The 25,974-nt window shown below is 70.6% G+C and carries 24 protein-coding genes; 6 read left to right on the forward strand and 18 right to left on the reverse strand.

Translation table 11 applies throughout. From position 1 onward, the window contains the following. Positions 1-37: 37 nt before the first annotated feature. The 9 genes from OG878_RS10985 to OG878_RS11025 form a co-directional block, all read right to left on the reverse strand. Positions 38-2,581, reverse strand: coding sequence for a sensor histidine kinase KdpD (locus tag OG878_RS10985; RefSeq protein ID WP_328886609.1), 2,544 nt, complete (start codon positions 2,579-2,581; stop codon positions 38-40). A 277-nt stretch (positions 2,582-2,858) separates the two neighbouring features. Then, a complete protein-coding gene (locus OG878_RS10990) occupies positions 2,859-3,605 on the reverse strand; it encodes an ABC transporter ATP-binding protein (protein ID WP_328886610.1) in 747 nt (248 codons plus the stop codon). Between the two features lie 158 nt (positions 3,606-3,763). Further along, positions 3,764-4,432, reverse strand: a complete 669-nt coding sequence (locus OG878_RS10995) for a potassium-transporting ATPase subunit C (protein ID WP_328886611.1) — start codon at positions 4,430-4,432, stop codon at positions 3,764-3,766. A 16-nt stretch (positions 4,433-4,448) separates the two neighbouring features. Then, complete coding sequence (kdpB, locus tag OG878_RS11000; protein WP_328886612.1) at positions 4,449-6,572, reverse strand: potassium-transporting ATPase subunit KdpB; 2,124 nt, start codon at positions 6,570-6,572, stop codon at positions 4,449-4,451. Beyond that, positions 6,569-8,233, reverse strand: coding sequence for a potassium-transporting ATPase subunit KdpA (kdpA, locus tag OG878_RS11005; RefSeq protein WP_328886613.1), 1,665 nt, complete (start codon positions 8,231-8,233; stop codon positions 6,569-6,571). The genes kdpB and kdpA overlap by 4 nt, the downstream gene beginning before the upstream one ends. Before the next feature lie 7 nt (positions 8,234-8,240). Then, positions 8,241-8,330 carry a K(+)-transporting ATPase subunit F gene (gene kdpF, locus OG878_RS11010; RefSeq protein WP_037701211.1) on the reverse strand — a complete coding sequence of 30 codons (90 nt, stop codon included), beginning with the start codon at positions 8,328-8,330 and terminating at the stop codon, positions 8,241-8,243. A 342-nt stretch (positions 8,331-8,672) separates the two neighbouring features. Continuing rightward, positions 8,673-9,446 carry a DUF3710 domain-containing protein gene (locus OG878_RS11015; RefSeq protein ID WP_277328823.1) on the reverse strand — a complete coding sequence of 258 codons (774 nt, stop codon included), beginning with the start codon at positions 9,444-9,446 and terminating at the stop codon, positions 8,673-8,675. A gap of 1 nt (position 9,447) precedes the next feature. Next, positions 9,448-9,984 carry a dUTP diphosphatase gene (gene dut / locus OG878_RS11020; RefSeq protein WP_277328822.1) on the reverse strand — a complete coding sequence of 179 codons (537 nt, stop codon included), beginning with the start codon at positions 9,982-9,984 and terminating at the stop codon, positions 9,448-9,450. Further along, the gene (locus tag OG878_RS11025; RefSeq protein ID WP_328886614.1) at positions 9,984-10,568 is read right to left on the reverse strand and encodes a PaaI family thioesterase; all 585 of its coding nucleotides are present in this window, start codon (positions 10,566-10,568) and stop codon (positions 9,984-9,986) included. Before OG878_RS11025 ends, dut begins: the two co-directional genes overlap by 1 nt. Positions 10,569-10,626: 58 nt before the next feature. On the opposite strand from OG878_RS11025, the gene OG878_RS11030 reads away from it, so the two are divergent. Beyond that, the gene (locus tag OG878_RS11030; protein WP_328886615.1) at positions 10,627-11,082 is read left to right on the forward strand and encodes a DUF3093 domain-containing protein; all 456 of its coding nucleotides are present in this window, start codon (positions 10,627-10,629) and stop codon (positions 11,080-11,082) included. A gap of 112 nt (positions 11,083-11,194) precedes the next feature. On the opposite strand, the gene OG878_RS11035 is transcribed toward OG878_RS11030, so the two are convergent. The 4 genes from OG878_RS11035 to OG878_RS11050 all read right to left on the reverse strand — a co-directional run bounded on the left by OG878_RS11035 (position 11,195) and on the right by OG878_RS11050 (position 14,797). Further along, entirely contained in the window at positions 11,195-12,187 is a 993-nt protein-coding gene (locus tag OG878_RS11035) for a hypothetical protein (RefSeq protein ID WP_328886616.1), read from the reverse strand. A 12-nt stretch (positions 12,188-12,199) separates the two neighbouring features. Continuing rightward, positions 12,200-12,496 (reverse strand): DUF4193 domain-containing protein, encoded by a 297-nt coding sequence (locus tag OG878_RS11040; RefSeq protein WP_003965732.1) that lies wholly within the window; start codon positions 12,494-12,496, stop codon positions 12,200-12,202. Between the two features lie 406 nt (positions 12,497-12,902). Continuing rightward, positions 12,903-14,138: a sensor histidine kinase gene (locus OG878_RS11045; RefSeq protein WP_328886617.1), complete on the reverse strand. Its 1,236-nt coding sequence runs from the start codon at positions 14,136-14,138 to the stop codon at positions 12,903-12,905. 5 nt (positions 14,139-14,143) lie between these two features. After that, entirely contained in the window at positions 14,144-14,797 is a 654-nt protein-coding gene (locus OG878_RS11050; RefSeq protein WP_277328817.1) for a response regulator transcription factor, read from the reverse strand. A 357-nt stretch (positions 14,798-15,154) separates the two neighbouring features. Between OG878_RS11050 and OG878_RS11055 the strand changes: the two genes are divergently transcribed. Further along, on the forward strand, positions 15,155-15,328 hold the full coding sequence (locus tag OG878_RS11055; RefSeq protein WP_328886618.1) for a hypothetical protein: 174 nt from the start codon (positions 15,155-15,157) through the stop codon (positions 15,326-15,328). 102 nt (positions 15,329-15,430) lie between these two features. Here OG878_RS11055 and OG878_RS11060 read toward each other — a convergent pair whose 3' ends face one another. Beyond that, complete coding sequence (locus OG878_RS11060; RefSeq protein WP_328891205.1) at positions 15,431-16,249, reverse strand: inositol monophosphatase family protein; 819 nt, start codon at positions 16,247-16,249, stop codon at positions 15,431-15,433. Positions 16,250-16,263: 14 nt separating this feature from the next. Then, a complete protein-coding gene (locus tag OG878_RS11065) occupies positions 16,264-17,409 on the reverse strand; it encodes a ferrochelatase (protein ID WP_328886619.1) in 1,146 nt (381 codons plus the stop codon). A gap of 242 nt (positions 17,410-17,651) precedes the next feature. Between OG878_RS11065 and OG878_RS11070 the strand changes: the two genes are divergently transcribed. Together OG878_RS11070 and OG878_RS11075 are read left to right on the forward strand one after the other, a co-directional pair. Then, a complete protein-coding gene (locus OG878_RS11070; RefSeq protein ID WP_328886620.1) occupies positions 17,652-18,896 on the forward strand; it encodes an MFS transporter in 1,245 nt (414 codons plus the stop codon). Continuing rightward, the gene (locus tag OG878_RS11075) at positions 18,856-20,175 is read left to right on the forward strand and encodes a D-arabinono-1,4-lactone oxidase (protein WP_328886621.1); all 1,320 of its coding nucleotides are present in this window, start codon (positions 18,856-18,858) and stop codon (positions 20,173-20,175) included. The genes OG878_RS11070 and OG878_RS11075 overlap by 41 nt, the downstream gene beginning before the upstream one ends. A 16-nt stretch (positions 20,176-20,191) precedes the next feature. Here OG878_RS11075 and OG878_RS11080 read toward each other — a convergent pair whose 3' ends face one another. After that, complete coding sequence (locus tag OG878_RS11080) at positions 20,192-21,133, reverse strand: hypothetical protein (protein ID WP_328886622.1); 942 nt, start codon at positions 21,131-21,133, stop codon at positions 20,192-20,194. A 496-nt stretch (positions 21,134-21,629) separates the two neighbouring features. On the opposite strand from OG878_RS11080, the gene sepH reads away from it, so the two are divergent. Further along, positions 21,630-22,676, forward strand: coding sequence for a septation protein SepH (gene sepH / locus OG878_RS11085; RefSeq protein WP_328886623.1), 1,047 nt, complete (start codon positions 21,630-21,632; stop codon positions 22,674-22,676). 116 nt (positions 22,677-22,792) lie between these two features. On the opposite strand, the gene OG878_RS11090 is transcribed toward sepH, so the two are convergent. Beyond that, positions 22,793-23,620 carry a sulfurtransferase gene (locus tag OG878_RS11090; protein ID WP_328886624.1) on the reverse strand — a complete coding sequence of 276 codons (828 nt, stop codon included), beginning with the start codon at positions 23,618-23,620 and terminating at the stop codon, positions 22,793-22,795. A gap of 231 nt (positions 23,621-23,851) precedes the next feature. Between OG878_RS11090 and OG878_RS11095 the strand changes: the two genes are divergently transcribed. After that, positions 23,852-24,628, forward strand: coding sequence for a VOC family protein (locus tag OG878_RS11095; RefSeq protein WP_328886625.1), 777 nt, complete (start codon positions 23,852-23,854; stop codon positions 24,626-24,628). Positions 24,629-24,960: 332 nt separating this feature from the next. Here the strand turns inward: OG878_RS11095 and OG878_RS11100 are convergent, their stop codons facing one another. Further along, positions 24,961-25,917, reverse strand: a complete 957-nt coding sequence (locus OG878_RS11100; RefSeq protein WP_328886626.1) for a helix-turn-helix transcriptional regulator — start codon at positions 25,915-25,917, stop codon at positions 24,961-24,963. Positions 25,918-25,974 lie beyond the last annotated feature (57 nt).

Here is a 25,974-nt window from a genome sequence, read left to right on the forward strand (position 1 = left end):
GCTGTACGGAAACGATCTGCTGAGGGAATGTCGGTGCTCACGAGACGACCTGCACGGGCAGATCGGGTCCGACCGGAACGTATCCCGACACCGCCTTGAGCGTCAGGACCATGGTCATGCCCCCGCCGGGGGTGTCCTCGGCATCGAGGGTGCCGCCCATGGATTCCACGAAGCCGCGGGCGACGGCGAGCCCCAGACCGACGCCGGCGCCGCGCGGGGCGTCGCCGTAGCGCTGGAAGGGCTCGAAGATCCGTTCCTTGCCCTCGTCGGGGACGCCGGGGCCGCGGTCGGCCACCCGTAGTTCGACCCGTTCGCCGAGCGCGCTGGCGGCCACGGTGACGCGTTTCCCGTCGGGGCTGTACTTGACGGCGTTCTCGACGATGTTGGCCACGGCCCGCTCCAGCAGCCCCGGGTCGACGGCGACCATCGGCAGCGTCTCCGGGATGTCCAGCTCGACGCTGTCCTCCGGTACGCCTCCGAGTGCCATCGGGACCACCTCGTCGAGGTCGATCTCGCGGATCAGCGGGGTGACGGTGCCGGTCTGCAGCCGGGACATGTCGAGGAGGTTGCCGACGAGGTGGTCGAGGCGGTCGGCACCGTTCTCGATGGCCTCCAGGAGCTCCGCCTCGTCCGCTTCGGACCAGGCCACGTCGTCGGAGCGCAGCGAGCTGACGGCGGCCTTGATGGCGGCCAGAGGGGTCCGCAGATCGTGGCTGACGGCGGCGAGGAGGGCGGTCCGTATCCGGTTGCCCTCGGCGAGCCGCCGGGCTTCCTCCGCCGCTCCGATCAGGCGCTGCCGGTCGAGCACGACGGCGGCCTGGGCGGCGAACGCGCCGAGCACCCGGCGGTCCTCGGCGGGCAGCACCCGGCCGGAGAGCGCGAGCGCCATGTGGTCGCCGACGGGCATGTCCACATCGGCGTCCTCGGGGCGGGAGACCGGTGCGGGGCCGACGCTGCCCGCACAGGTCCACGGGTCGACGTCGCTCTGCCGCTCCAGGAGCGCCACGGACTCCATGGCGAAGGTCTCGCGGACCCGGTCCAGCAGGGCGTCCAGGGTGGTCTCGCCGCGCAGCACGCTGCCGGCCAGGAAGGAGAGGATCTCGGACTCGGCGCGCAGCCGGGCCGCCTGATGGGTACGGCGGGCCGCCAGGTCGACGACGGAGGCCACCGCCACCGCCACCGCGAAGAAGATCACGATCGCGACGAAGTTCCGCGGGTCCTGCACCGTCAGCGTGTGGGTGGGCGGGGTGAACCAGTAGTTCAGCAGCAGCGAGCCGACGGCCGCGGACGCGAGGGCGGGCAGCAGACCGCCGAGCAGGGCGGCGGCGACCGTCATGAAGAGGAAGAGCAGGACGTCGTTGGCGAGCCCCGGACCGTTCGCCATGCGGGTCAGCAGCAGCGTGAGCAGGATCGGACCGCCGACCCCGGTCACCCAGCCCCACACGATCCGCGCCCGGCCCAGCCGGGCGCCGCGGGAGATCGGCAGTCCCCGGCCCTTGGCAACCTCGTCGTGGGTGACGATGTGGACGTCGAGGTCGGGGCCGGACTCGCGTGCGACGGTGGCGCCGACGCCGGGCCCGAGGACGTACTGCCAGGCCTTGCGGCGGCTGGAGCCGAGCACGATCTGGGTGGCGTTGACACCACGGGCGAACGCGAGGAGCGCCGCGGGTATGTCGTCACCGATGACGTGGTGGAACGTACCGCCGAGGTCCTCGACGAGCGTGCGCTGGCTTGTGAGCTCCTTGGGCGACGCGAAGGTCAGGCCGTCGCTGCGGGCGATGTAGACGGCGAGGATCTCGCCGCCGGAGCCCTTGGCGGCCATCCGGGACGCGCGGCGGATGAGCGTGCGGCCCTCGGGACCGCCGGTGAGTCCGACGACGATGCGTTCGCGGGCCTGCCAGGTGGAGCTGATGTTGTGCTCGCCGCGGTACTGCTGGAGGTATTCGTCGACCCGGTCGGCGACCCAGAGGAGGGCGAGCTCGCGCAGGGCGGTGAGGTTGCCCGGGCGGAAGTAGTTGGACAGGGACGCGTCGATCCGGTCCGGCTTGTAGATGTTGCCGTGGGCCATCCGGCGGCGCAGCGCCTGGGGCGACATGTCGACCAGCTCGATCTGGTCGGCGCGGCGGACCACCTCGTCGGGGACGGTCTCACGCTGCCGTACGCCGGTTATCGACTCGACGACGTCGCCGAGCGACTCCAGGTGCTGGATGTTGACGGTCGAGACGACGTCGATGCCGGCCTGGAGGAGTTCCTCGACGTCCTGCCAGCGCTTGGCGTTGCGGGAGCCCGGCACATTGGTGTGGGCCAGTTCGTCCACCAGGGCGACGGCCGGGGCGCGGTCCAGGACCGCGTCGACGTCCATCTCGGTGAAAACGGCCGAGCGGTACTCGATCTCGCGGCGCCGGATCTGTTCGAGGCCGTGCAGCATGACCTCGGTGCGCGGCCGGTCGTGGTGCTCCACGAAGGCGACGACGCAGTCGGTGCCCCGTTCCACTCTGCGGTGGGCCTCGGAGAGCATCGCGTACGTCTTGCCGACGCCCGGTGCCGCACCCAGGTAGATCCGAAGCTTGCCGCGTCCCATGGCCCCATTGTCTTTCAGATAGCCGACTGCGGCCGATGCGGCAGCCGCTCCCGAAGTTACTCCGAGAAATTGCGACAAATAGGGCGCAAGGTGGGGGTGGGGGCTGAATTGACAGGATTCTGACGCGTCGAGTCGGGTCGATCCGGCGCGCCTGCGCGCACATCCCGCCCGGCCCGGCACAATGTCCGGCTCAGCGGGACGGAATCCGGCCCGCGCAACCGAGCCGGTCCGGCGGTCGGGGACGGCACAGCACCCGGGCCCCCTTCCCCCCGCCCCCTTACGCGTGCTCGACGATGTGCCCGTCGCTGAGCTCCAGCACCCGGTCCGCCAGCCCCAGCAGCTGCGCATCGTGCGTCGCCACCAGCGCCGTGACCCCCTCGCTCCGCACCACCGCCCGCAGCAACTCCATCACCGCGAGCCCGGTCTCCGCGTCGAGCTGCCCCGTGGGCTCGTCCGCGATCAGCAGCGCGGGCCGGTTGGCGAGCGCGCGGGCGATGGCCACACGCTGCTGCTGGCCGCCCGAGAGCTCCCCGGGCCGCTGCGCGGCATGCTCGCCGAGTCCGACCAGGGAGAGCAGCAGCGCCACCCGGTCCTCGCGCTCGCGCGGGTGCGCCTTGCGCAGCCGCATCGGTACGCCGACGTTCTCGGCGGCGGTCAGGATCGGGATCAGCCCGAACGACTGGAAGATGAAACCGATCCGGTCCCTGCGCAGCTCCAGCAGCCCGTTCTCGCCGAGCTCGGAGAGGTCCGTGCCGCCGACCGTGATCCGGCCGCCGTCGGGGCTGTCGAGGCCGCCGACCAGGTTCAGCAGGGTCGTCTTGCCGGAGCCCGAGCGCCCCTTGAGCGCGACGAGCTCGCCGCGCTCCACCTCGAAGGAGACTCCGCGCAGCGCGTGGACGGCGCCCGCGCCGGTTCCGTACGAGCGGTGCAGGTCCTCGACGCGGACCATCGGCCCGCGGGCCGGGTCCCCGGCGACGGCCATGCCGCCCTGCCCGGTGTTCGTCGCGCCGCTTCGGTCGGTCATGTCGCCCCCGTGCGTGTGTCGGTCCCCGTGCCGGCCGCCAGTATGTGCATGAGGCACATGGACGGGCAATGGCCCGGGCTCCCGGCACACGACGGCGCCGGGCCGCCGTGGTCCGTGCAGCGTGACCACGGCGGCCCGGCGCATCGGCCGGCCGAGGATCAGCCTCCGTTCACCAGCTCCTTGAGTGCGATGTTGAGCTGCAGGACGTTGACCCGCGGCTCCCCGACGAAGCCGAGGATCCGGCCGTCGGTGTGCTGGTCGACGAGCTTCTCCACCTGGGCGACGTCGAGGTGGTTCCGCTCGGCGACGCGGCGCACCTGGAGCTGTGCGTACTCGGGGGAGATGTCCGGGTCGAGACCGGAGCCGGAGGAGGTGACGGCGTCGGCCGGCACGTCCGAGGGCTTGACCGGGTGGCCGGACACGGAGTTGTCCTTGACGACGGCGGCCTTGGCGGCAGTCACCCAGTCGATCAGATCCTTGTTGTCGCCGGACCGGTTGGTCGCGCCGGACAGGATCAGCTTGTACTGGGGGTTGACGCTGTTGGTGCCGAGGCCGTTGGACGGGCGCGGCTGGAACCACTTGAGGTCCGGGGCCGCGGTCTCCTCGCCCTTCTTCAGCGGCAGGTCGTAGCGCTGGCCGATCCTTTCGGAGCCGACGACCTTGCCGGCTGCCGTGATCTCGGAACCGTTGGCCTTGCCCGGGAAGATGCCCTGGGCGACACCGGTGACGGCGAGCGGGTAGATCACGCCGCAGACGATCGTGAGGACGAGCAGGGCGCGCAGCCCGGCCCAGAGCAGCCGAACGGTGTTTCCTGCGGAGGTGTTCATGGAAGTCATGGCGCGATCAGCCGATTCCGGGAATGAGGGAGAGGATCAGGTCGATGATCTTGATGCCGATGAACGGGGCGATCAGGCCGCCGAGACCGTAGATCCCGAGGTTGCGCCTGAGCATCGAGTCGGCACTGCTCGGCCGGTAGCGCACGCCCTTCAGGGCCAGCGGCACCAGCGCGATGATGATCAGCGCATTGAAGACCACCGCGGAGAGGATGGCGGACTCCGGCGAGGACAGGTGCATGATGTTCAGCTTGTCCAGGCCCGGGTAGACCACCGCGAACATCGCCGGGATGATCGCGAAGTACTTCGCGACGTCGTTGGCGATCGAGAAAGTGGTCAACGCACCACGGGTGATCAGCAACTGCTTGCCGATCTCCACGATCTCGATGAGCTTCGTCGGGTTGGAGTCCAGGTCCACCATGTTCCCGGCCTCCTTGGCGGCCGAGGTGCCGGTGTTCATGGCCACGCCGACATCGGCCTGCGCGAGCGCAGGTGCGTCGTTCGTGCCGTCGCCGGTCATCGCGACGAGCTTGCCGCCCGCCTGCTCACGCTTGATGAGGGCCATCTTGTCCTCGGGCGTGGCCTCGGCGAGGAAGTCGTCGACGCCGGCCTCCTCGGCAATGGCCTTCGCGGTGAGCGGGTTGTCGCCGGTGATCATCACCGTACGGATGCCCATCCGGCGCAGTTCGTCGAACCGCTCCCGCATGCCCTCCTTGACGACGTCCTTGAGGTGGATGACGCCGAGGATCCGGGCGCCCTGCTCGTCGTCGACGGCGACCAGCAGCGGCGTACCGCCGGCCTGGGAGATCGTGTCGGTGAGCGTACGGGCGTCCGGCGACACGTGGCCGCCCCGCTCCTCGACCCAGGCGATGACCGAACCGGTCGCGCCCTTGCGGATCCTGCGCCCCTCGACGTCCACACCGGACATCCGGGTCTGCGCGGTGAAGCCCACCCACTCGGCTCCCACGAGCTGCCCCTGGTGGCGCTCGCGCAGCCCGTACTTCTCCTTGGCCAGGACGACGACGGAGCGGCCCTCGGGCGTCTCGTCGGCGAGCGAGGAGAGCTGGGCGGCGTCGGCCAGTTCGGCCTCCGTCACGCCCTTGACCGGGACGAACTCGGCTGCCTGCCGGTTGCCGAGGGTGATCGTGCCGGTCTTGTCGAGCAGCAGCGTCGACACGTCACCGGCGGCCTCGACGGCGCGTCCCGACATGGCGAGCACATTGCGCTGGACCAGGCGGTCCATGCCGGCGATACCGATCGCGGAGAGCAGCGCGCCGATGGTAGTCGGGATGAGACAGACCAGCAGGGCGGTCAGCACGATCATCGACTGCCGCTGTCCGGCGTAGATCGCGAACGGCTGCAGGGTGACGACGGCCAGCAGGAAGACGATGGTGAGGGACGCGAGCAGGATGTTGAGCGCGATCTCGTTGGGCGTCTTCTGCCGAGCAGCGCCCTCGACCAGGGCGATCATCCGGTCGATGAAGGTCTCACCGGGCTTCGTGGTGATCTTGATGACGATGCGGTCGGAGAGCACCTTCGTACCACCGGTGACGGCCGAGCGGTCGCCGCCCGACTCCCGGATGACCGGTGCCGACTCGCCCGTGATGGCGGACTCGTCGACGCTGGCGACACCCTCGACGACGTCACCGTCGCCGGGGACGATGTCACCGGCCTCGCAGACCACCAGGTCGCCTATGCGCAGGTCGGTGCCGGGGACGTGCTCCTCGTTCGTCCCGACGAGCCGGCGCGCGACCGTGTCCGTCTTCGCCTTGCGCAGCGTGTCGGCCTGGGCCTTGCCGCGGCCCTCGGCGACGGCCTCCGCCAGGTTGGCGAAGATCGTGGTGAGCCAGAGCCATGCGGCGATCGCCCAGCCGAACCAGTCGGTGGGGTCCAGGGCGGCGAGGACGGTGGTGAGCACCGACCCGGCCAGAACCACGAACATGACGGGCGACTTGACCATCACCCGGGGGTCGAGCTTGCGTACCGCGTCGGGGAAGGACTTGAGCAGCTGCTTGGGGTCGAACAGCCCCGCACCGACACGTCCTTCGGGCCGGTGACCGGGTGCGTCCTGGTGCGGCGCCAGGTCCTTGGTGACAGTGGACATCGAGTCCTCTTGCTTCAGTTTCGTGGTCATGACGCCAGCCCTTCCGCCAGCGGTCCCAGTGCCAGCGCCGGGAAGAAGGTCAGACCGGTGACGATCAGGATCGTGCCGACCAGCAGACCGGTGAAGAGCGGCTTGTGCGTGCCGAGCGTGCCGACGGTCGCCGGGACGGGCTTCTGCTCGGCGAGCGAACCGGCCAGGGCCAGGACGAACACCATCGGCAGGAACCGCCCCAGCAGCATCGCGAGCCCGATGGTGGTGTTGAACCACTGGGTGTCCGCGTTCAGGCCGGCGAACGCCGAACCGTTGTTGTTGGCGCCGGACGTGTAGGCGTAGAGGATCTCGGAGAATCCGTGCGCACCGGAGTTGGTCATCGAGTTGACCGGGGTGGGCAGGGCCATCGCCGCGGCGGTGAAGCAGAGCACCAGCGCCGGGGTGATCAGGATGTAGCAGGCCGCGAGCTTGATCTCACGGGTGCCGATCTTCTTGCCGAGGTACTCGGGGGTGCGGCCGACCATCAGGCCCGCGATGAACACCGCGATGATGGCCATGATCAGCATGCCGTAGAGACCGGATCCGGTACCACCGGGGGCGATCTCGCCGAGCTGCATGCCCAGCATGGTGATGCCGCCGCCGAAGCCGGTGAACGAGGAGTGGAAGGAGTTCACCGCACCGGTCGAGGTGAGCGTGGTGGCCACCGCGAAGATCGACGAGCCGCCGACCCCGAAGCGGGTCTCCTTGCCCTCCATCGCCCCGCCCGCGATGTCGAACGCGGGACCGTGGTGCGCAAACTCGGTCCACATCATCAGCGCGGTGAAGCCGAGCCAGATGACACCCATCGTGGCGAGGATCGCGTAGCCCTGCTTGAGGGAGCCGACCATCCGGCCGAAGGTGCGGGTCAGAGCGAACGGGATGACCAGGATCAGGAAGATCTCGAGGAGGTTCGAGAGCCCGTTGGGGTTCTCGAACGGGTGGGCCGAGTTGGCGTTGAAGTAACCGCCACCGTTCGTGCCCAGCTCCTTGATGGCCTCCTGGGAGGCGACCGCGCCGCCGTTCCACTGCTGCGAGCCGCCCATGAACTGGCCGACTCCGTGGATGCCGGAGAAGTTCTGGATGGCGCCGCAGGCGACCAGGAGGATCGCGCCGATCACGGAGATCGGCAGCAGGATCCGTATGGTGCCGCGCACCAGGTCGGACCAGAAGTTGCCGAGCTCACCGGTGCGGGAGCGGGCGAAACCGCGGACCAGCGCCACCGCGACGGCGATGCCGACGGCGGCCGAGACGAAGTTCTGCACCGCGAGGCCGCCGGTCTGGACGACATGGCCCATGGCCTGCTCGCCGTAGTACGACTGCCAGTTGGTGTTGGCGACGAAGGACGCCGCCGTGTTGAACGCCTGGTCGGGATCGATCGAGGCGAAGCCGAGCGAGCCGGGCAGACTGCCCTGGACCCGCTGCAGCAGGTAGAGGAAGAGGACGCTCACCGCGGAGAAGGCGAGAACCCCACGGAGGTATGCGGGCCAGCGCATCTCCGTGTCCGGGTTGGCGCCGATGGCCTTGTAGACCCACTTCTCGACGCGCAGATGCTTCTTCGACGAGTAGACGGCGGCCATGTAGTCGCCGAGCGGACGGTACGCCAGACCCAGCGCCACAACGAGCGCGAGCAGCTGGAGCACACCAGCGAGGACGGGGCTCATATCGGGCTCAGAACCTCTCCGGGTACAGAAGGGCGAGGACGAGATAGCCCAGGAGGGCGACGGCCACGATCAGGCCGACAATGTTCTCGGCAGTCACAGCTTCGCCACCCCCTTGGCAACGAGAGCCACCAGCGCGAAGACCGCGATCGTGGTGACGACGAAGGCCAGGTCGGCCACCGTGTGCTCCTAGATGAGGACGGATTTTCGGACTTCTTGAGGAAACCCCCGTCCGAAGCCTCTTCGGCCTGCGTTGATGCCTTCCTTACGGGGAGGACCATGCCCTTGACGGCGCCCATACGTGCCGCATACGCGCCCTATACGTGTCCCTCCTACGCGCCGGCGCGTACGCCGTGCAGGTACGCAGAAGGCCGGTGGGCCGCACCCCCCTGAAGGGAAGTACGGCCCACCGGCCTGAGCTGTCTCGTGCTGCGACGGAGCCTCAGCGCACCTCGGTGATCTCCGGTCCGCGCTGGAGCTGACCCATGCCACCGGAGAACTTCGAGCCCTCCTGGTCCTCCTGCTGGACGCCCTCGGGCACCATCTGGGCGTCGTCGGGCAGCTTGAGGACGATCGGGTCGCGCGGCGCCATCGGGCCCTCACCGCGGACGACCACGGTGTCCCGGAAAATCGTCTCCAGCAGTCCGGCGGCCTCCGGCTGCACGGCTCCCTGGCCGGAGATCACTCCGCGCAGGAACCAGCGGGGACCGTCGACGCCGACGAAGCGCACCAGCTGTACGCCGTTCGTCCCGTCCGGAAGCTGCACGGGAACCTGCGCCCGCAGCTCCCAGCCCAGCGGGCCCTCGAGCTCGTCGATGATGCCGCCCTGCTTGGTGATGCCGACGGCGATCTCGTCACGGACCTCGCCCCAGATGCCCTCCTTCTTGGGGGCGGCGAAGGCCTGCAGCTGGATCGCGCTGTCGCGCAGCACGACGGTGGCGGCGACGATCGCGTCACCGGCGACCTCCACGCGCAGTTCCATGCCCTCGACCCCGGGCACGAAGATGCCGCCCAGGTCGACCCGGCCCTCGCCGGGCTGGGAGACCTCGTCGATGTCCCACGGTCCGTCCGGCCGCGGCGCCGGCGGGAGATTCACCCGGCGCGCAGCGCTCTCGGCGGCGTCGGTGTCATCGAGCTCGTCGACGACCTGCTCGGCCTCGCGTGCTTCGTCCGCCACGTCCTCGGCGGACCCACTCTTCTTGCGACGTCCGAACACGTCACTGTCCTTCCCGGTCGGGTACGACCGAAGCGTAGCTGTTCCCGCCATGGGTGATCCCGCCCCTGACGCCTTCAACATCATCACCGGCCGCATGCCCGCCGGTGGATCCGAAGCCCCCCTCGCCCCGCGCCGAGCCGGGCAGCTCCGACACCTCGTGGAAGCGCACCTTCTCGACCTGCTGGACGACCAGTTGGGCAATCCGGTCGAACCGCTCGAAACGCACGGTCTCGCGCGGGTCGAGATTGATGACGATCACCTTGATCTCTCCACGGTACCCGGCATCAACCGTCCCCGGAGCATTCACCAGGGCGACTCCGCAGCGTGCTGCGAGACCGGACCGCGGGTGCACGAACGCGGCGTACCCGTCGGGCAGCGCGATCGACACGCCGGTGGGCAGAACCGCCCGTTCGCCGGGAGCGAGTTCGGCGGCCTCGGTGGTCACCAGGTCGACCCCGGCGTCCCCCGGGTGTCCATAGGACGGAATCGGCACGTCCGGATCGACCCGGCGAATCAGTACGTCGACGGGATGGCGCATCACGGGTTCACCTCGAAGGCGCGGACCCGCCTGGCCTGGTCCGGGTCGGACATCGCGGCCTGGATCTCGGCGGGGCGGCCGTTCTCGATGAAGTGGTCGACCTTGACCTCGATGAAGAGGGCCTCGGCGCGGACCGCGACGGGCCCGTCCGGGCCGCCGATGCGGCCGGTCGCCCGGGAGTAGAGCTTGCGGCCGTGCACGGCGGTGATCTCGGCGTCCAGGTGCAGCACGGTGTCCACCGGCACGGGACGCACGAAGTCGGTCTCCAGCCGCCCGGTCACCGCGATCACCCGCAGCAGCCAGTTCAGCGAGCCGAGCGTCTCATCCAGGGCGGTGGCCAGCACGCCGCCGTGCGCCAGGCCCGGAGCGCCCTGGTGGGCGGGCTTCACAGTGAACTCGGCGGTGACACGCACACCCTCACCGGCCCGCGCCTGGAGGTGCAGCCCGTGCGGCTGTCCCCCGCCGCAGCCGAAACAGTGTTCGTAGTGCGACCCGAGGAGCTCGCCGGGGGCCGGGGCATCGGGGTGCCGGACCGGTTTCACCGCGTCGGCCGGTGGCTTCAAGGATGTAGATGTTCCACTCACAGGCGCAGACCTTACCCGCGCGGCTACGCGCAGGTCGCGCCGTGCCAAGCTTGGGTTCATGCAGCCTTCCACCCCGCCTTTCGACGAACGTCTGACCGCACCCCGTTCGTGGTGGCTCATCGCCTTCCTGATCGGCATCGCCTGCGCCCTGGTGCTGCTGCCGCTCGGCACCCTGCCCCTGCTGGCCGGCCTGGTCGGCGGCACGGCCCTGGCCTCGCTGGCGGTCAGCTCGTACGGCTCCGTCCGGATCCGCGTGGTGGCGGGCGCCCTGGTTGCGGGCGACGCCCGGATCCCGGTGACGGCGCTCGGCGCGGCCGAGGTGCTGGACGCCGAGGAGGCGCGGGCGTGGCGCTCGTACAAGGCGGACACACGCGCGTTCATGCTGCTGCGCAGCTACATCCCCACGGCGGTGCGGGTCGAGGTCACCGACCCGGCGGACCCGACCCCGTACGTCTACCTCTCGACCCGTGAGCCGCAGGCCCTGGTGGCGGCGCTCACGGCGGTGCGGGCGTAGGCCATTTCCTTCGGATCGGGTCTTCGGACCGGCCCCGCGGAGCAAGCGGCCGACTGTGCCGACCGCTCGGGCTGCGGGGGTTCGGGGGGCTCCTGCGGGCGTGCCGGCCGGTTCAGCCCTCGATCTCCTTGGGGAGGTCCTTGTGCAGCTTCCGCGGCCGCTCCAGCGGCGGCAGCTCCGGAAGCCGGTCCCAGGGGATCTGGCGCTTGCGCAGGTCCTTCCTGACCCGCTCGGCCAGCTTCCTGGTGTCACGGCGGTTCATCATCGCGCCGACGGCGGCGCCGACCATGAACGGGATCAGGTTCGGCAGGTCACGGACCATGCGCTTCATGATCTGCTGGCGCAGCTCCCGCTTCATCTGGCCGCCCAGCGCCGCATTGACCGTCGTGGGATGGGCGACGTCGATGCCGCGCTCCTCCGTCCAGGAGGTGAGGTAGGCGGCGCTGCGCTGGGTGAGTCCGCCCGGCGGGCGCTGACCGTAGACCTCGTGCAGTTCGGCCACGAGCTTCATCTCGATCGCGGCCACGCCGGTGATCTCCGCGGCCAGCTCGGCGAGCAGGGCCGGCGGTACGGGCATCATGGCCGCCGCGCCGATACCGGCACCCACCGTGGCCGTGCCCTTGCTCGCCCCTGCGATGAGCTTGTCGGCGAGCTCCTCGGGCCCGAGGCCCGGGAACTGCTTGCGCAGGGTCGCGAGATCGCGCACGGGGACGCGGGGAGCCGTTTCGATGATCCGGTCGGCGATATGACCGATCGCCGCCTTGGCGCTCTCCCCGCTCTTGCGTACGCCCCGTTTCACTGATTCCAGACGGCCTGCCCCGGTCACGGGCTCCGTCCTGCCGACCTGCTCGGCCCCACCGGCCGCGTCGACTGCTGGTACTGCTGCGTGTCCTGCTCGTGCGACCTCTGCCGCAATGGCCGCTTCCACCGCTTCGAGCGAGGCCCAGCGGCCCCGCTCGTCGTCCCACTCGCCCGCGGAGGGTGGCAGGGCGGACCGCTCGGCAGGCGCTGCTACGCCTTCCACCGGGCCTGTACCGCCCTGATACGCCTCCGACGACCTCTTGCGCCACAGGTGCCGCTTACGGAACGGTGTGTCGCCTGCCACGGTCGACCGAACCTAGTCGCAGTCGCGGCAGATCGGCTGGCCGTTCTTCTCGCGGGCCAGCTGACTCCGGTGGTGCACGAGGAAGCAGCTCATGCAGGTGAACTCATCGGCCTGCTTGGGCAGAACCCTTACGGCCAGTTCCTCATTGGACAGGTCTGCGCCGGGCAGCTCCAGTCCCTCGGCTGCGTCGAACTCGTCGACGTCGACGGCGGACGCCGTCTTGTCGCTCCGGCGTGCCTTGAGCTCTTCAAGGCTGTCCTGGTCGACGTCGTCGTCGGTCTTGCGTGGGGTGTCGTAATCCGTTGCCATTTGTCGCTCTCCCCCTCTGGGTGTCTGCGGTGTCTCAGCGCACGTAACGCGTGAGAGGCCGGACTTGTGCCCGACCTGAGGCGGAGATTTTGCCTCACATCAAGGTCTGTTACTCAATCGACACCCGAGCGGACCTCTCGAGAGCGATCGGCTTGGGTGGCGAAGGGGACCGTACACGGTCCGAACGGAGTGCTTCACGGGTGCCACCCCGTGTACTTCCCGTGATATCGGCCCCCGAAAACCCTGCTTTTTGCCGGATTTTTGGTGGGAGGCCTGATCACGGAGCGTGGACGGTCCGAAATTCGCTCCTGTGATCGATCACACAGGGTTCCTCACGGCACGGGTCCCGAAAATTCCGCTCAAAGCGAACGGGGCAATTCGTGGACGATTCGCTCGGACCAGCCTCTCAGACCGGTACGGTGACGCGCATCACGAGACCACCGCCTTCACGGGGCTCCGCGATGATCCGGCCGCCGTGAGCGCGCGCGACGGACCGTGCGATCGACAGGCCGAGCCCGACCCCCTTGTCGCTCCCCGTCCGCTCCGTACGCAGCCGCCTGAAGGGCTCGAAGAGGTTGTCGATCTCGTACGCCGGCACCACCGGGCCGGTGTTCGCGACCACCAGCACGGCCTGACCGGGCTGCAGCTCGGTGGTGACCTCCACCCAGCCCCCTTCCCGGACGTTGTAGCGCACGGCGTTCTGTACGAGGTTCAGAGCGATCCGCTCCAGGAGCACGCCGTTGCCCTGGACGACGGCAGGCGCGGTCTCGGCACGGATCTCCACCCCCTTCGCCTCGGCCTCGCCGCGCGTCTGGTCGAGCGCACGGGAGGCGACCTCGGCGAGGTCGACCGGTTTGCGCTCGATGATCTGGTTGTCGCTGCGGGCGAGCAGCAGCAGGCCCTCGACCAGCTGCTCGCTGCGCTCGTTCGTGGCCAGCAGGGTCTTGCCGAGCTGCTGGAGCTCCTGCGGCGCCTCCGGGTCGGAGAGATGGACCTCCAGCAGCGTGCGGTTGATCGCCAGCGGGGTGCGCAGCTCGTGCGAGGCGTTCCCGACGAACCGCTGCTGCGCCGTGAAGGCCCGCTCCAGCCGGTCGAGCATGTCGTCGAAGGTGTCGGCGAGCTCCTTGAGCTCGTCGTCCGGACCGTCCAGCTCGATCCGCCGGGACAGGTCCGTACCCGCCACCCTGCGGGCGGTACGGGTGATCCGGCCCAGCGGGGAGAGCACTCGTCCCGCCATGGCGTAGCCGAAGGCGAAAGCGATGACGCTCAGGCCGACGAGAGCCAGCAGCGAGCGGTTCAGGAGCGTGTCGAGCGCCTGCTGGCGCTGGTGGTTGACGCAGGAGTTCATGGCCGCGTTGACGGCACTCGGCGACGACCCCTCCCCGGACAGGTTGCACACCTCGCTGGACACCTGGCCGCTGACGATCTTGAACGGCAGCTCGCTGCCCACGTGCAGAGCCTGTGCGGCCAGCATGTAGATGATCGAGAGCAGCAGGATGCCGGCGATCAGGAACATCCCGCCGTACAGCAGGGTGAGCCGTATGCGGATGGTCGGGCGCAGCCAGGGGTACGGGGGCTCCAGCTGTTTGGGGTCCCAGGTGGGCTTCGGAGGCGCCGAGGGTGGCGCAGGGGCGGTGGACACGGCGGTCAGATCCGGTATCCGGAGCCGGGCACGGTGACGATCACCGGCGGCTCGCCGAGTTTGCGGCGCAGCGTCATGACCGTCACGCGGACGACGTTGGTGAACGGGTCGGTGTTCTCGTCCCAGGCCTTCTCCAGGAGCTGCTCGGCCGAGACGACCGCGCCCTCGCTGCGCATCAGGACCTCCAGCACGGCGAACTCCTTCGGCGCGAGCTGGATCTCCTGCTCGTCGCGGAAGACCTCGCGGCGGTTGGGGTCCAGCTTGATGCCGGCGCGCTCCAGGACGGGCGGCAGCGCGACGGTGGTACGGCGCCCGAGGGCCCGTACCCGCGCGGTCAGCTCGCTGAAGGCGAACGGCTTGGGCAGATAGTCGTCGGCGCCGAGCTCCAGGCCCTCCACCCGGTCGCTGACGTCCCCGGACGCGGTGAGCATGAGCACCCGGGTCGGCATGCCCAGCTCGACGACACGACGGCAGACGTCGTCGCCGTGCACCAGGGGGAGGTCCCGGTCCAGCACCACCACGTCGTAGTCGTTGACCTCGATGCGCTCCAGGGCAGCCGCACCGTCGTACACGACGTCGACGGCCATGGCCTCCCGGCGCAGTCCGGTGGCCACCGCATCGGCGAGCAGTTGCTCGTCCTCCACGACGAGTACGCGCACGGCGCTGTCCTTCCTTTGAAACTTCAGAACGTCCGAATGAGCCCACGGACCGTGATCCGGGCCGCTCAGCAGCACTGTCTGTGCGGCTACATCCTGCCCGCAACGCGTATAAACCGGCGGTAAGGCGACGCGGCACCACCTGCGGGTTCCGGGAATTCACCGGATTTCCGGGCCAGTTGAGGTTTCTCTGAGCCCGCGCCTGGGGAGGACGAATTCACACCCGCGATCACGTCATGCATGTGGCACTCCACGGCCGCTCCGTCCCCGGAGAGTGCGTGATCACCCGCCCTACCGCCCTCGGCGGAGGGAAACCCGGGCACACCCCCGTGCCACCGACCCACGATGAGGGGGCGCACTATGGACGCTTTCACCGCAGGTCTGCTGCAACGCATCAGGACCACCCAGTCCGACCTCACCAAGGCCCGCGAGACGGGCGACGACTTCCTCGCGGACGTCGAGCAGAGCGAGCTGGACGATCTGCGCCGCCTGGCCGCCGAGCACGGCGTCGAGATCGGCGCCGCGGCCGTCTGAGTCGTCGGCACAGGGCCCCGGCGCCGTCACCGGCGCCGGGGCCCTGTGCTGTCCATGAGCGTCCGCCACAGCCCGTACCAGGGGCTTTGCCGGCGGCTCCGGTCAGTCGTGCCAGGCTCCCAGCTCGTCCAGGAGGGGCTGCAGGAGCTCGAAGACGCCCGGCGACGCGGCCACCGCGAGGTCGCCGTCGGCGGGGAGTCCGGGCCTGCCGCCGGTGCGGGCGCCCGCCTCCCGGGCGATCAGGTCACCGGCCGCGAGGTCCCACGGGTGGAGTCCGCGCTCGTAGTAGCCGTCCAGCCGGCCCGCTGCGACATCGCAGAGATCGACGGCCGCCGAGCCGCCGCGCCGGATGTCGCGCAGCTGCGGGATCAGCTGCCGGGCGATGTCCGCCTGGTGCGTACGGACGTCGGCGACGTAGTTGAAACCAGTGGCGATCAGTGCCTGGCCGAGCGGCGGTGCGGGCCGGGTACGCAGCGCGGCACCCTTGCCGTAGGCCCCGCCGTTTGCGTACGCACCGCCGCCGAGGACCGCCTGGTACGTCTCGCCGCGCATCGGGACCTCCACCACGCCCACGACCCGCTCGCCGTCCCGCTCGGCCGCGATGGAGACGGCCCAGGTCGGCAGTCCGTAGAGGTAGTTCACCGTGCCGTCGAGCGGGTCGATGACCCAGCGGATGCCACTGCTGCCCTCGGAGCTGGCGCCCTCCTCACCGAGGAAGCCGTCGCGGGGGCGGCGCTCGGTGAGGAAGCCGGTGATCAGCTTCTCGGCGGCGATGTCCATCTCGGTGACGACATCGACGGGGCTGGACTTGGTCGCGGCCACGCCGAGATCGGCGGGGCGGCCGTCGCGCAGCAGTGCACCCGCGCGCCGGGCCGCCTCCAGGGCGAGGCCGAGCAGTTCGGAGAGGACGGGGTCGGTCACAGAGGGCACGGACGTCACGGGGTGCAGCGCTCCTGGGCGTAGGGACTGTCGGCGCCCGCGGCAGCGGGCTTGGGGGCACGGGCCGGGCAGCAGCCGACGGGGCAGAGGTCATGGCTCGGGCCGAGCGCGCCGAGCGCGCACCGCTCCACCGAGCGTCCCTGCTCGGTGGCGGCGCGCTCCAGCACGAGCTCGCGCACGGCCGCGGCGAACCGCGGGTCGGCGCCGACCGTCGCGGACCGGCGGACCGGCAGGCCGAGCTCGGCGGCCTTCGCGGTGGCCTCGGTGTCGAGGTCGTACAGGACCTCCATGTGGTCGGAGACGAAGCCGATGGGGGCCATCACCACGGCCGGCACATCCTCCCCGTGGAGCGTCTCCAGGTGGTCGCAGATGTCGGGCTCCAGCCACGGGGTGTGCGGGGCGCCGCTGCGCGACTGGTAGACGAGCTGCCAGGGGTGATCGATGCCCGTCTCCTCGCGGACCGCTTCGGCGATCAGCCGGGCGACGTCGAGATGCCCGGCGACATAGGCGCCGCCGTCGCCGTGCGTCTCCCGGGGGCCCGAGGCGTCGGCGGCGGAGGTGGGGATGGAGTGCGTGGTGAAGGCGAGGTGCGCCCCGGCCCTGACGTCCTCGGGGAGGTCGGCGAGGGACTTCAGGACGCCGTCCACCATGGGCCGTACGAAGCCGGGGTGGTTGAAGTAGTGCCGGAGCTTGTCGACGCGCGGCACGGGCAGCCCCTCGGCCTCCAGGACGGCCAGCGACTCGGCGAGGTTCTCCCGGTACTGCCGGCAGCCGGAGTACGAGGCGTAGGCACTGGTGGCGAGGACGGCGATGCGGCGGTGCCCGTCGGAGGTCATCTCGCGCAGTGTGTCGGTGAGGTACGGGGCCCAGTTGCGGTTGCCCCAGTACACCGGCAGATCGAGTCCGTGATCCGCGAAGTCCTTGCGCAGGGCGTCCAGCAGGGCCCTGTTCTGGGCGTTGATCGGACTGACGCCGCCGAACAGGAAGTAGTGCTTGCCGACCTCCTTGAGCCGCTCCTCGGGGATGCCGCGGCCGCGGGTCACGTTCGCCAGGAACGGAACCACGTCGTCCGGGCCTTCGGGACCGCCGAAGGAGAGCAGGAGCAGGGCGTCGTAGGGAGCGGGAGCACGCAGATCGGACATGGGAACGATCCTGCCACCCGCCTGCGACAGGGCTTCGACCGACGTCCGTCGGCGCGTCCGTCCGACTCCACCGGCGCGTGCCCGTACGGCGGCCGGCCCCGGCGCCGTACGCGGCGTCCGGCGCCACGGCCCGCCCGTAAGCTGTATCGGCTGCCTTCACGCATTACAGGCCTCGCCTCACGGGCATTGCCCTGCACGCACCGCCGACACCCGCGCATCACCTCGCTGTACCGGAGCCCCGCTTGCCCAGTCCCTATCGCGCGATATTCGCCGCCCCCGGCACCAAGGGGTTCTCGGCGGCCGGTTTCTTCGGCCGGATGCCGCTGTCCATGATGGGCATCGGCGTGGTGACCATGGTGTCCCAGATCACCGGCCGTTACGGACTGGCGGGCGCGCTCTCCGCGACGCTGGCGATGTCGGCCGCAGTGCTCGGCCCGCAGGTGTCCCGGCTCGTCGACCGGCACGGGCAGCGCCGGGTGCTGCGCCCCGTCACCCTGGTCGCGATGGCTGCGGTCACCGGTCTCCTGGTCTGCGCGCAGCAGCGGCTGCCGGACTGGACCCTGTTCGTCTTCACGGCGGGCGCCGGCTGCGTACCCAGCGTGGGTTCGATGGTCAGGGCACGCTGGGCGGAGATCTACCACGGTTCGCCGCAGCAGCTGCACACCGCGTACGCGTGGGAGTCGATCGTCGACGAGGTGTGCTTCATCTTCGGGCCGATCATCTCGATCGGCCTGTCCACCGCCTGGTTCCCCGAGGCGGGTCCGCTGCTGGCCGCCGCGTTCCTGCTCGTCGGCGTCTTCTGGCTGACGGCCCAGCGCGCCACCGAGCCGGTGCCGCACCCGCGCGAGCAGCACAGCGACGGCTCGGCCCTCCGCTCCCCCGGTCTTCAGGTGCTGGTCGTCACGTTCGTGGCGATCGGCGCGATCTTCGGGGCGGTCGATGTGGTGACGGTGGCCTTCGCCGAGGACCACGGCCACAAGGCGGCGGCCAGCCTGGTGCTGGCCGTGTACGCACTGGGGTCCTGCCTCGCCGGGGCGGTCTTCGGGCTGTTGCATCTCAAGGGAAAGCCGTCCACCAGGTGGGTGGTGGGGGTGTGCGCCATGGCCGTGAGTATGATCCCCCTCCAACTGGCCGGGAACCTGCCGTTTCTGGCCGTGGCGCTCTTTGTCGCGGGCCTCGCCATCGCACCGACGATGGTCACCACCATGGCCCTCGTCGAACAGCACGTACCGCGCGCCAAGCTGACCGAGGGCATGACCTGGACCGGTACCGGGCTCGCCGTCGGTGTGGCGCTCGGCTCCTCGGCCGCCGGCTGGGTGGTCGACGCGTCCGGGGCCGAGGCGGGGTACGCCGTGCCCCTCGTGGCGGGAGTGCTCGCGGCCGTGGTGGCGTTCCTGGGGCATCGCCGGCTGGGCAAGCCGGTTCCTACGGGGAGGCGCGGGGAAGATGACCGACACCTACGCACGGACGACGAGCGCGTGGCGTAACTGGGCGGGGAACGTCACCGCCCGTCCGGTACGGGCCGTGTCCCCCGCCTCGGTGGACGAGCTCGCCGACGTGCTGCGCAAGGCGGCCGAGGACGGCCTGCGGGTGAAGGCGGTCGGCACCGGACACTCCTTCACCGCGACCGCCGCCACTGACGGCGTCCTGATCCGCCCCGATCTGCTGACCGGCATCCGGGAGATCGACCGGACGGCGATGACGGTGACCGTCGAGGCCGGCACCCCGCTGAAGCGGCTGAACACCGCACTCGCCCGGGAGGGCCTGTCGCTGACCAACATGGGCGACATCATGGAGCAGACGGTCGCCGGGGCCACCTCGACGGGCACCCACGGCACCGGCCGCGACTCGGCGTCCATAGCGGCCCAGATCCGCGCCCTCGAACTGGTCACGGCGGACGGCAGGGTGCTGACCTGTTCCGCCGAGGAGAACGCCGAGATCTTCGCCGTCGCCCGGATCGGGCTCGGCGCGCTGGGTGTCATCACGGCGGTCACGTTCGCCGTGGAGCCTGTCTTCCTGCTGACGGCCCGCGAGGAGCCGATGGCCTTCGACAAGGTCACGGCCGACTTCGATCAGCTGGTCGCCGAGAACGAGCACTTCGAGTTCTACTGGTTCCCGCACACCGGCAACTGCAACACCAAGCGCAACAACCGCAGCGCGGGCCCCGCCGCTCCGCCCGGGAAGGTCAGCGGCTGGATCGAGGACGAGTTCCTCTCCAACGGCGTCTTCCAGGTGGCCTGTTCGCTCGGCCGGGCGGTCCCCGCCTCCATCCCTTCGATCGCCAAGATCTCCAGCCGCGCCCTGTCGGCCCGTACGTACACCGACATCCCGTACAAGGTCTTCACCAGCCCGCGCCGGGTCCGCTTCGTGGAGATGGAGTACGCCCTGCCGCGCGAGGCCGCAGTCGAGGCACTGCGCGAGGTCAAGGCGATGGTCGACCGCTCGCCGCTGCGGATCAGTTTCCCCGTGGAGGTCCGCACGGCCCCCGCGGACGACATCGCGCTCTCCACGGCCTCGGGCCGGGAGAGCGCGTACATCGCCGTCCATCTCTACCGGGGCACGCCCTACCAGGCGTACTTCACCGCAGTCGAACGGATCATGACCGCCCATGGGGGCCGCCCGCACTGGGGCAAGGTCAACACCCGCGACGCCGCCTATCTGGCCGGGGTGTACCCGCGGTTCGGCGAGTTCACCGCCGTACGCGACCGGCTCGACCCGGACCGGCTGTTCGCCAACGACTACCTGCGCCGGGTCCTGGGCGACTGACCGCCGGCGCGGCCGGTCACCGGCCGGTGTCCGTACCGGTCGTGGCGGGCGTTTCCTGCCCCGGGGCGGTACCCGCGCCGGTGGGGGAAGGATCGGTACTGCTGCCGCCGGACGCCGTCGGCGTGGGTGTGGGGGCCGGAGTCGTCCCGCCCTCAACGGAGTTCGACGGCGAGGGGGTGGGCGTCGGTCCGGCCGTGGAACCGTCGTCCTGTCCCGCGCCCGGACTCTCGCTCCGCCCGCCCTGTGCGTCCGTGCCCGACGTCCGACCGCCCTCCCGGTCGGGGGTCCGCCCCTGGCCCGGGTGGGTGCTGACCGACGGGGTCCGATCGGCAGGCTCCGAGCCGCTTCCCCGGCCACCGTGCACGGCGGAGCCGACGGTCGTGCCCTGACCACCGCTCAGATCGTTGCCCGAGACCAGTTCGTACGTGGTGATGCCGGCCATCGACACGGCGAAGACCGCCACCGCGCCGAGCGCCGACCGCTTCCAGCCGCGGATCCGGGTGCCATGGGTCGTGGACGCGGAGAACGCCTCGTCCGCAACCGCCGGATACGGCACGAGCGGCCGGGTCACGTCCGCGTCGGCGAGCGGAGTCGGCCGGCGCGCAGGCTCCGGGTCGGCCGCCATCGTGCGGAGCACCGTCGTGGCGTCCATGGAAACGCCGGCCGGCACCGTCTCCCGCACCTCATGCTCCCCGCGGATGTTCCGCGTCTCCCGCGTGTGCACCGTGACTTCGCGGATCTGCTCGCCCGTGCGGCGGAAGAAGTGCTGGAAGACCGAGCCGCCGCAGGTGGCGACGACGCTCATCACCCCGGCCCCGAGAATCGTTCCGTACACGCCCAGTTGCGAGGCAGCCACCGCCGCCGCGACCGCCGCGACGGCGCTCCCCGCCACCTGGGGAACGTTCAGATCGATGCGCCTTTCCTCGGGTTCTGTGTCGCTTTCCGGCTTCCGCACCATTCCCAGCCCTTGATTGACATCTCTTCCACCGTGCACCAGGAAGGGACAATTGTGCGAAGTAAATGGTTCCGTTTCGGGTGATTCTGTGAAGCGGAACACGTGTCGTGGGCATTTCGCAGCCAACTGGGTAGTTCAACTCCCGCGCCCGACGAGAACTTCGGCGGCGCGCCGGTCCACCCACATGGCCCGAATGGAGTACTGTGGCGAGCCCTGGGGCCGGACTCCCACGTGGGGTCCGGGATCTTCGGGAGGGGGCCGAAGGAGGCACTCGATCCGGCGGCGCCACGGCATCGCACGGGGGCCAGCTACACAGGGTGACGCATGGTCACTCAGTGTCGCACAACAGGTCACCGTGTCATACCGGCGATCCAGGGCTCATGCCCGACACGCCGGGCAACACGGCAATGTTGTGGCAGGCTGCACCCGGGCAGGCCACACTCGACTAGCGGAAGCAGCGACGCACGTGACGTCGGCAGGCACCACCCGGGAGGTCCCCATGCCCGAACTGCGTGTCGTGGCCGTCTCCAACGACGGCACACGACTGGTGCTCAAGGCTGCGGACAACACGGAATACACGCTTCCGATCGACGAGCGGCTGCGTGCCGCCGTGCGTAACGACCGTGCGCGGCTCGGCCAGATCGAGATCGAGGTGGAGAGCCACCTCCGCCCCCGCGACATCCAGGCCCGTATACGAGCCGGCGCCTCCGCGGAGGAGGTTGCTCAGTTCGCCGGAATTCCGGTCGACCGTGTCCGCCGCTTCGAGGGCCCCGTGCTCGCCGAACGCGCCTTCATGGCCGAGCGCGCCCGGAAGACTCCCGTGCGCCGTCCGGGCGAGAACACCGGCCCCCAGCTCGGCGAGGCGGTGCAGGAGCGGCTCCTGCTGCGCGGCGCCGACAAGGAAACCGTCCAGTGGGACTCCTGGCGCCGGGACGACGGCACCTGGGAAGTCCTGCTGGTGTACCGCGTCGCGAGCGAGCCGCACTCGGCAAGCTGGACGTACGACCCGCCGCGACGGCTGGTGCAGGCCGTGGACGACGAGGCGCGGTCGCTGATCGGCGAGACCGACGATGTCGCCGCGCCGGAGCCGAGCTTCCCGTTCGTGCCCCGGATCGCACGGCTGCCGCGCGACCGGCCGCTGGACCGCGCCCTCGACCGCCAGATGGAGCGGCCGGCTCCGCCGCCCCCGCCCGAACCGGAACCCTCGGCCGGCGAGCGCGACTCGCTGACCAGTCTGCTGGAGGCCGTGCCGAGCTTCCGTGGCGACATGGTGGTACCGGAGCGCCCCGCACCGCCGGAACCGTCGGCCTCTCCTGCCGCACAGGAGCCGGAGGCCGGCGAACCGCCGGCCGCGGCCGCTTCGGCGGGCGCCGGTTCCGCCTATGCGGATGTGCTGATGCCGCGAGCGGTGGCAGGTCACCGGGACCGGCTGACCGGGACGACGGACCGTCAGGCGGAGGCGGACGGCGTCCGTCCTGGCCGCCGGGCCGCGGTGCCGAGCTGGGACGAGATCGTCTTCGGTACCCGCCGCAAGAAGCAGGACTGACCCGCCGCGCAACCGCGACATGACGAGGGCCCGTACGCAGCTGCGTACGGGCCCTCGTGCGGTCCGTCCGGCCGACGCCACGACCGCAGTTCCGGTTACGGGCGAGGCCGGCGCCACTACTGCGGGTCGGCCCCCGTGGCAACCGGCCGGGACGCGTCGGCGGACCACTCGGACCAGGAGCCCGCGTACAGCGCCGCGGGAATGCCCGCGACCGCCAGGGCCAGCACCTCGTGCGCACCGGAGACGCCGGAGCCGCAGTAGACGCCGACCTCCGGCACCCCGTCCGCGCCGAGCTCCTTGAAACGGGTGGCAAGCACCTCCGCGGGCAGGAACCGCCCGTCACCACCGGTGTTCTCGGACGTCGGAGCCGAGACCGCGCCCGGGATATGGCCGCCGACCCGGTCGATCGGCTCCACATCACCGCGGTAGCGCTCGGCGGCCCGGGCGTCGAGAAGCAGGCCGGAGCGAGCCAGCGCCGCGGCGCCGTCGGCGTCCAGCAAGGGCAGCGCACCCGGTGCGGGCCTGAAGTCGCCCTCGGCGGGGGCGGGTGTCTCGGTGGAGAGCTCACCTGCCCAGGCGGCGAGCCCTCCGTCCAGTACCCGGACGTCCGCATGCCCCGTCCAGCGCAGCAGCCACCAGGCACGCGCCGCGGCCCAGCCCTGGCCGCCGTCGTAGACGACCACCGGAGTGTCCTGGCAGACGCCCGCGCGACGCATCACCGCGCCGAACTCCTCCGGATCGGGCAGCGGATGACGGCCGCGGCTGCCCGCGGTTCCGGCGAGTTCCGCGTCCAGATCGACGAAGACCGCACCCGGGATGTGTCCGGCCTCGTAGTCGGTTCGGCCGTGCGGGCCGCCGAGTTGCCAACGTACGTCCAGGAGTACCGGCGGACGGGCCTTCGCCGACTCGCTCGCATATTCGGATACGGAGATGATGGGCTTCATGGCTGCCATCCTTGCGCAGGAGGCGGCCCACCCGTAACAGCTCCGAAACGGACACACCGCAACAAACCGGGCTTCCTCCGTTGAGATCCCGGAAAATGCGGCGCGGCCGGGGCGCATCGCGCGCCGGGTGGTGCAAGCATCTGCACGGGGCGCACACTTCCCGCACCTTCGGTCGGCGTCGGCCCCGTTCCCCCCCGTACGGCCACACGATGGTCCGAGGAGAGAGTGACGATGACCGAGGCTGCCGCCCGGTGCACACCCGGAACACCTTGCTGGGTGAGCCTGATCGTGCACGGTCTGTGCACGACCCAGGAGTTCTACGCCGAGCTGTTCGGCTGGGAGTTCACGCCCGGTCCGGAGCAGCTGGGTCCTTACGTCCGCGCGCTGATCGACGGCAAAGTGGTCGCGGGCATCGGACAGCTGCCGCCCGACCGTCATCTGCCGGTCGCGTGGACGACCTACCTGGCCACCGACGACGCCGACATCACGGCGGAGACGATCCGTTCCTGCGGCGGAACGGTCGGCGTCGGGCCGCTCGACGCGGGCGAGGCGGGCCGGCTCGCGATCGCCTCGGACCCGACCGGGGCCGTCTTCGGGATCTGGCAGGCAGCCGCCCACGCGGGCACGGCCCTCGCCGGAGCTCCCGGGACCCCGGTCTGGAACGAACTGGTGACCCAGGAGACCTCGACGGTCGCCAAGTTCTACCAGGCGGTCTTCGGCTTCGAGACGGAAGCGGTCGTCTCGGCGGACTTCGACTACCAGACGCTGCATCTGAACGGCCGCCCGGTGGCCTCGTTGCACGGTGTCGGCCGCGCTCTGCCACGCGACCGGGGTCCGCACTGGATGACGTACTTCGAGGTCGCCGACACCGACGAGGCCGCCGCGCGGGTGGTGGACCTCGGCGGGCATGTGCTGCAGCCGCCGCGGGAGGGATCGAGCGGGCGCGTGGCGACGGTCGCGGACCCGGAGGGCGCGGTCTTCACGATCGTACGGTCGACAACTCACTGATCACCGCGGGCGATCCCGCCCGCGGGCTGCCGTGTGCACCCCGCGACGACTGCCAGTGGACACACGCGATCCACGGCAATCTCAAGGAGCCGTGAGCCCAAGCGCGCCAGCGGGCACGAGAGTTGCCCATCAGCGTACGAGAGGTCGCGCAGAGATGCGCGCGGGTGCCCCGGGCAAGCACGTCAGACACAGGTCATGGCGATCATGATGCGGTTACCCTCTGTGATCACGGCGGGGGAGGCCTGTGCCTGTACTGCCCCCGGAACGCCTGCCACCGCTTCGCCCGCTGCTACGAGCGCTGCGCCACCGTCACGGTGCTACGGCGAGGAGGGTCACTCGGGTGCGTGGGTGGCCCGGAGGAAGCGGGTCCCCCACTCCTGGACGTGTGCGGCGAACTCCGGTGGCCCCAGGACCTCGAACTCGGCGCCCACGTTGCCTAGTGCCTGGGCCGGCCAGTCGAGGGAGGCCGAGGTCATGGTGAGCCGGCAGCTGTCCCGGTCGAGCGGTTCGATCGTGCCCCACTGGCCGACCACCTGCCGCACCCGTACGGATGGAGCGTGGACGAGGGCCTCGACCGTGTAAGGAGCCGGGGCTCCGCTCGCCGCCTGGACGAAGGCCACGGCGTCCTCGGCCGGGAGCAGGCGGGGCCGGAAGCGGGCGCCGGTCGCCGTCGGCCCGGTCAGCCGGTCCAGGCGGAAACTGCGCCAGTCGTGGCGGTCCAGGTCGTAGGCGACCAGGTACCAGCGCCCGCCGAGAGCAACGACGCGGTGCGGTTCGACCTCGCGCTCGGTGGATGCGTGGCCCCTGGATGTGTAGCCGAACCGCAGCCGCTCCTCGTCCCGGCATGCCTGGGCCACCGCGGTGAGCACCCCTGCTGCGACGACCGGCCCGGACGCGGCAGCGGAGACGGTCATCGCGCGCAGGGCGTCCACCCTGGCCCTGAGCCGGGGCGGCAGGACCCGCACCACCTTGGTGAGTGCGCGCAGGGACGCATCCTCCATCCCCGCGATCCCGCTCTGCGCCGCGTCGCCGATGCCCACCGCGAGCGCCACCGCCTCCTCGTCGTCCAGCAGCAGCGGGGGCAGGACAGCGCCGGGCGCAAGCTGGTAGCCGCCGTCCGTGCCCCGGGCCGCGCTGACCGGGTAGCCGAGCTCGCGCAGCCGGTCGACGTCACGGCGCAGGGTCCGCTCGGAGACTCCGAGCCGGTCGGCCAGTTCCAGGCCGGGCCAGTGACGGTGGGTCTGCAGCAGGGAGAGCAGTTTGAGGGTCCGTGAGCTGGTGTTGGCCATGCCGGAATACTGCCCTGGGTTCCGGTCAGAAAGTGGCCGGAAGCCTCTCTAGGGTCG

Source organism: Streptomyces sp. NBC_00316 (assembly GCF_036158715.1).
In the GTDB taxonomy this organism is placed as follows: domain Bacteria; phylum Actinomycetota; class Actinomycetes; order Streptomycetales; family Streptomycetaceae; genus Streptomyces.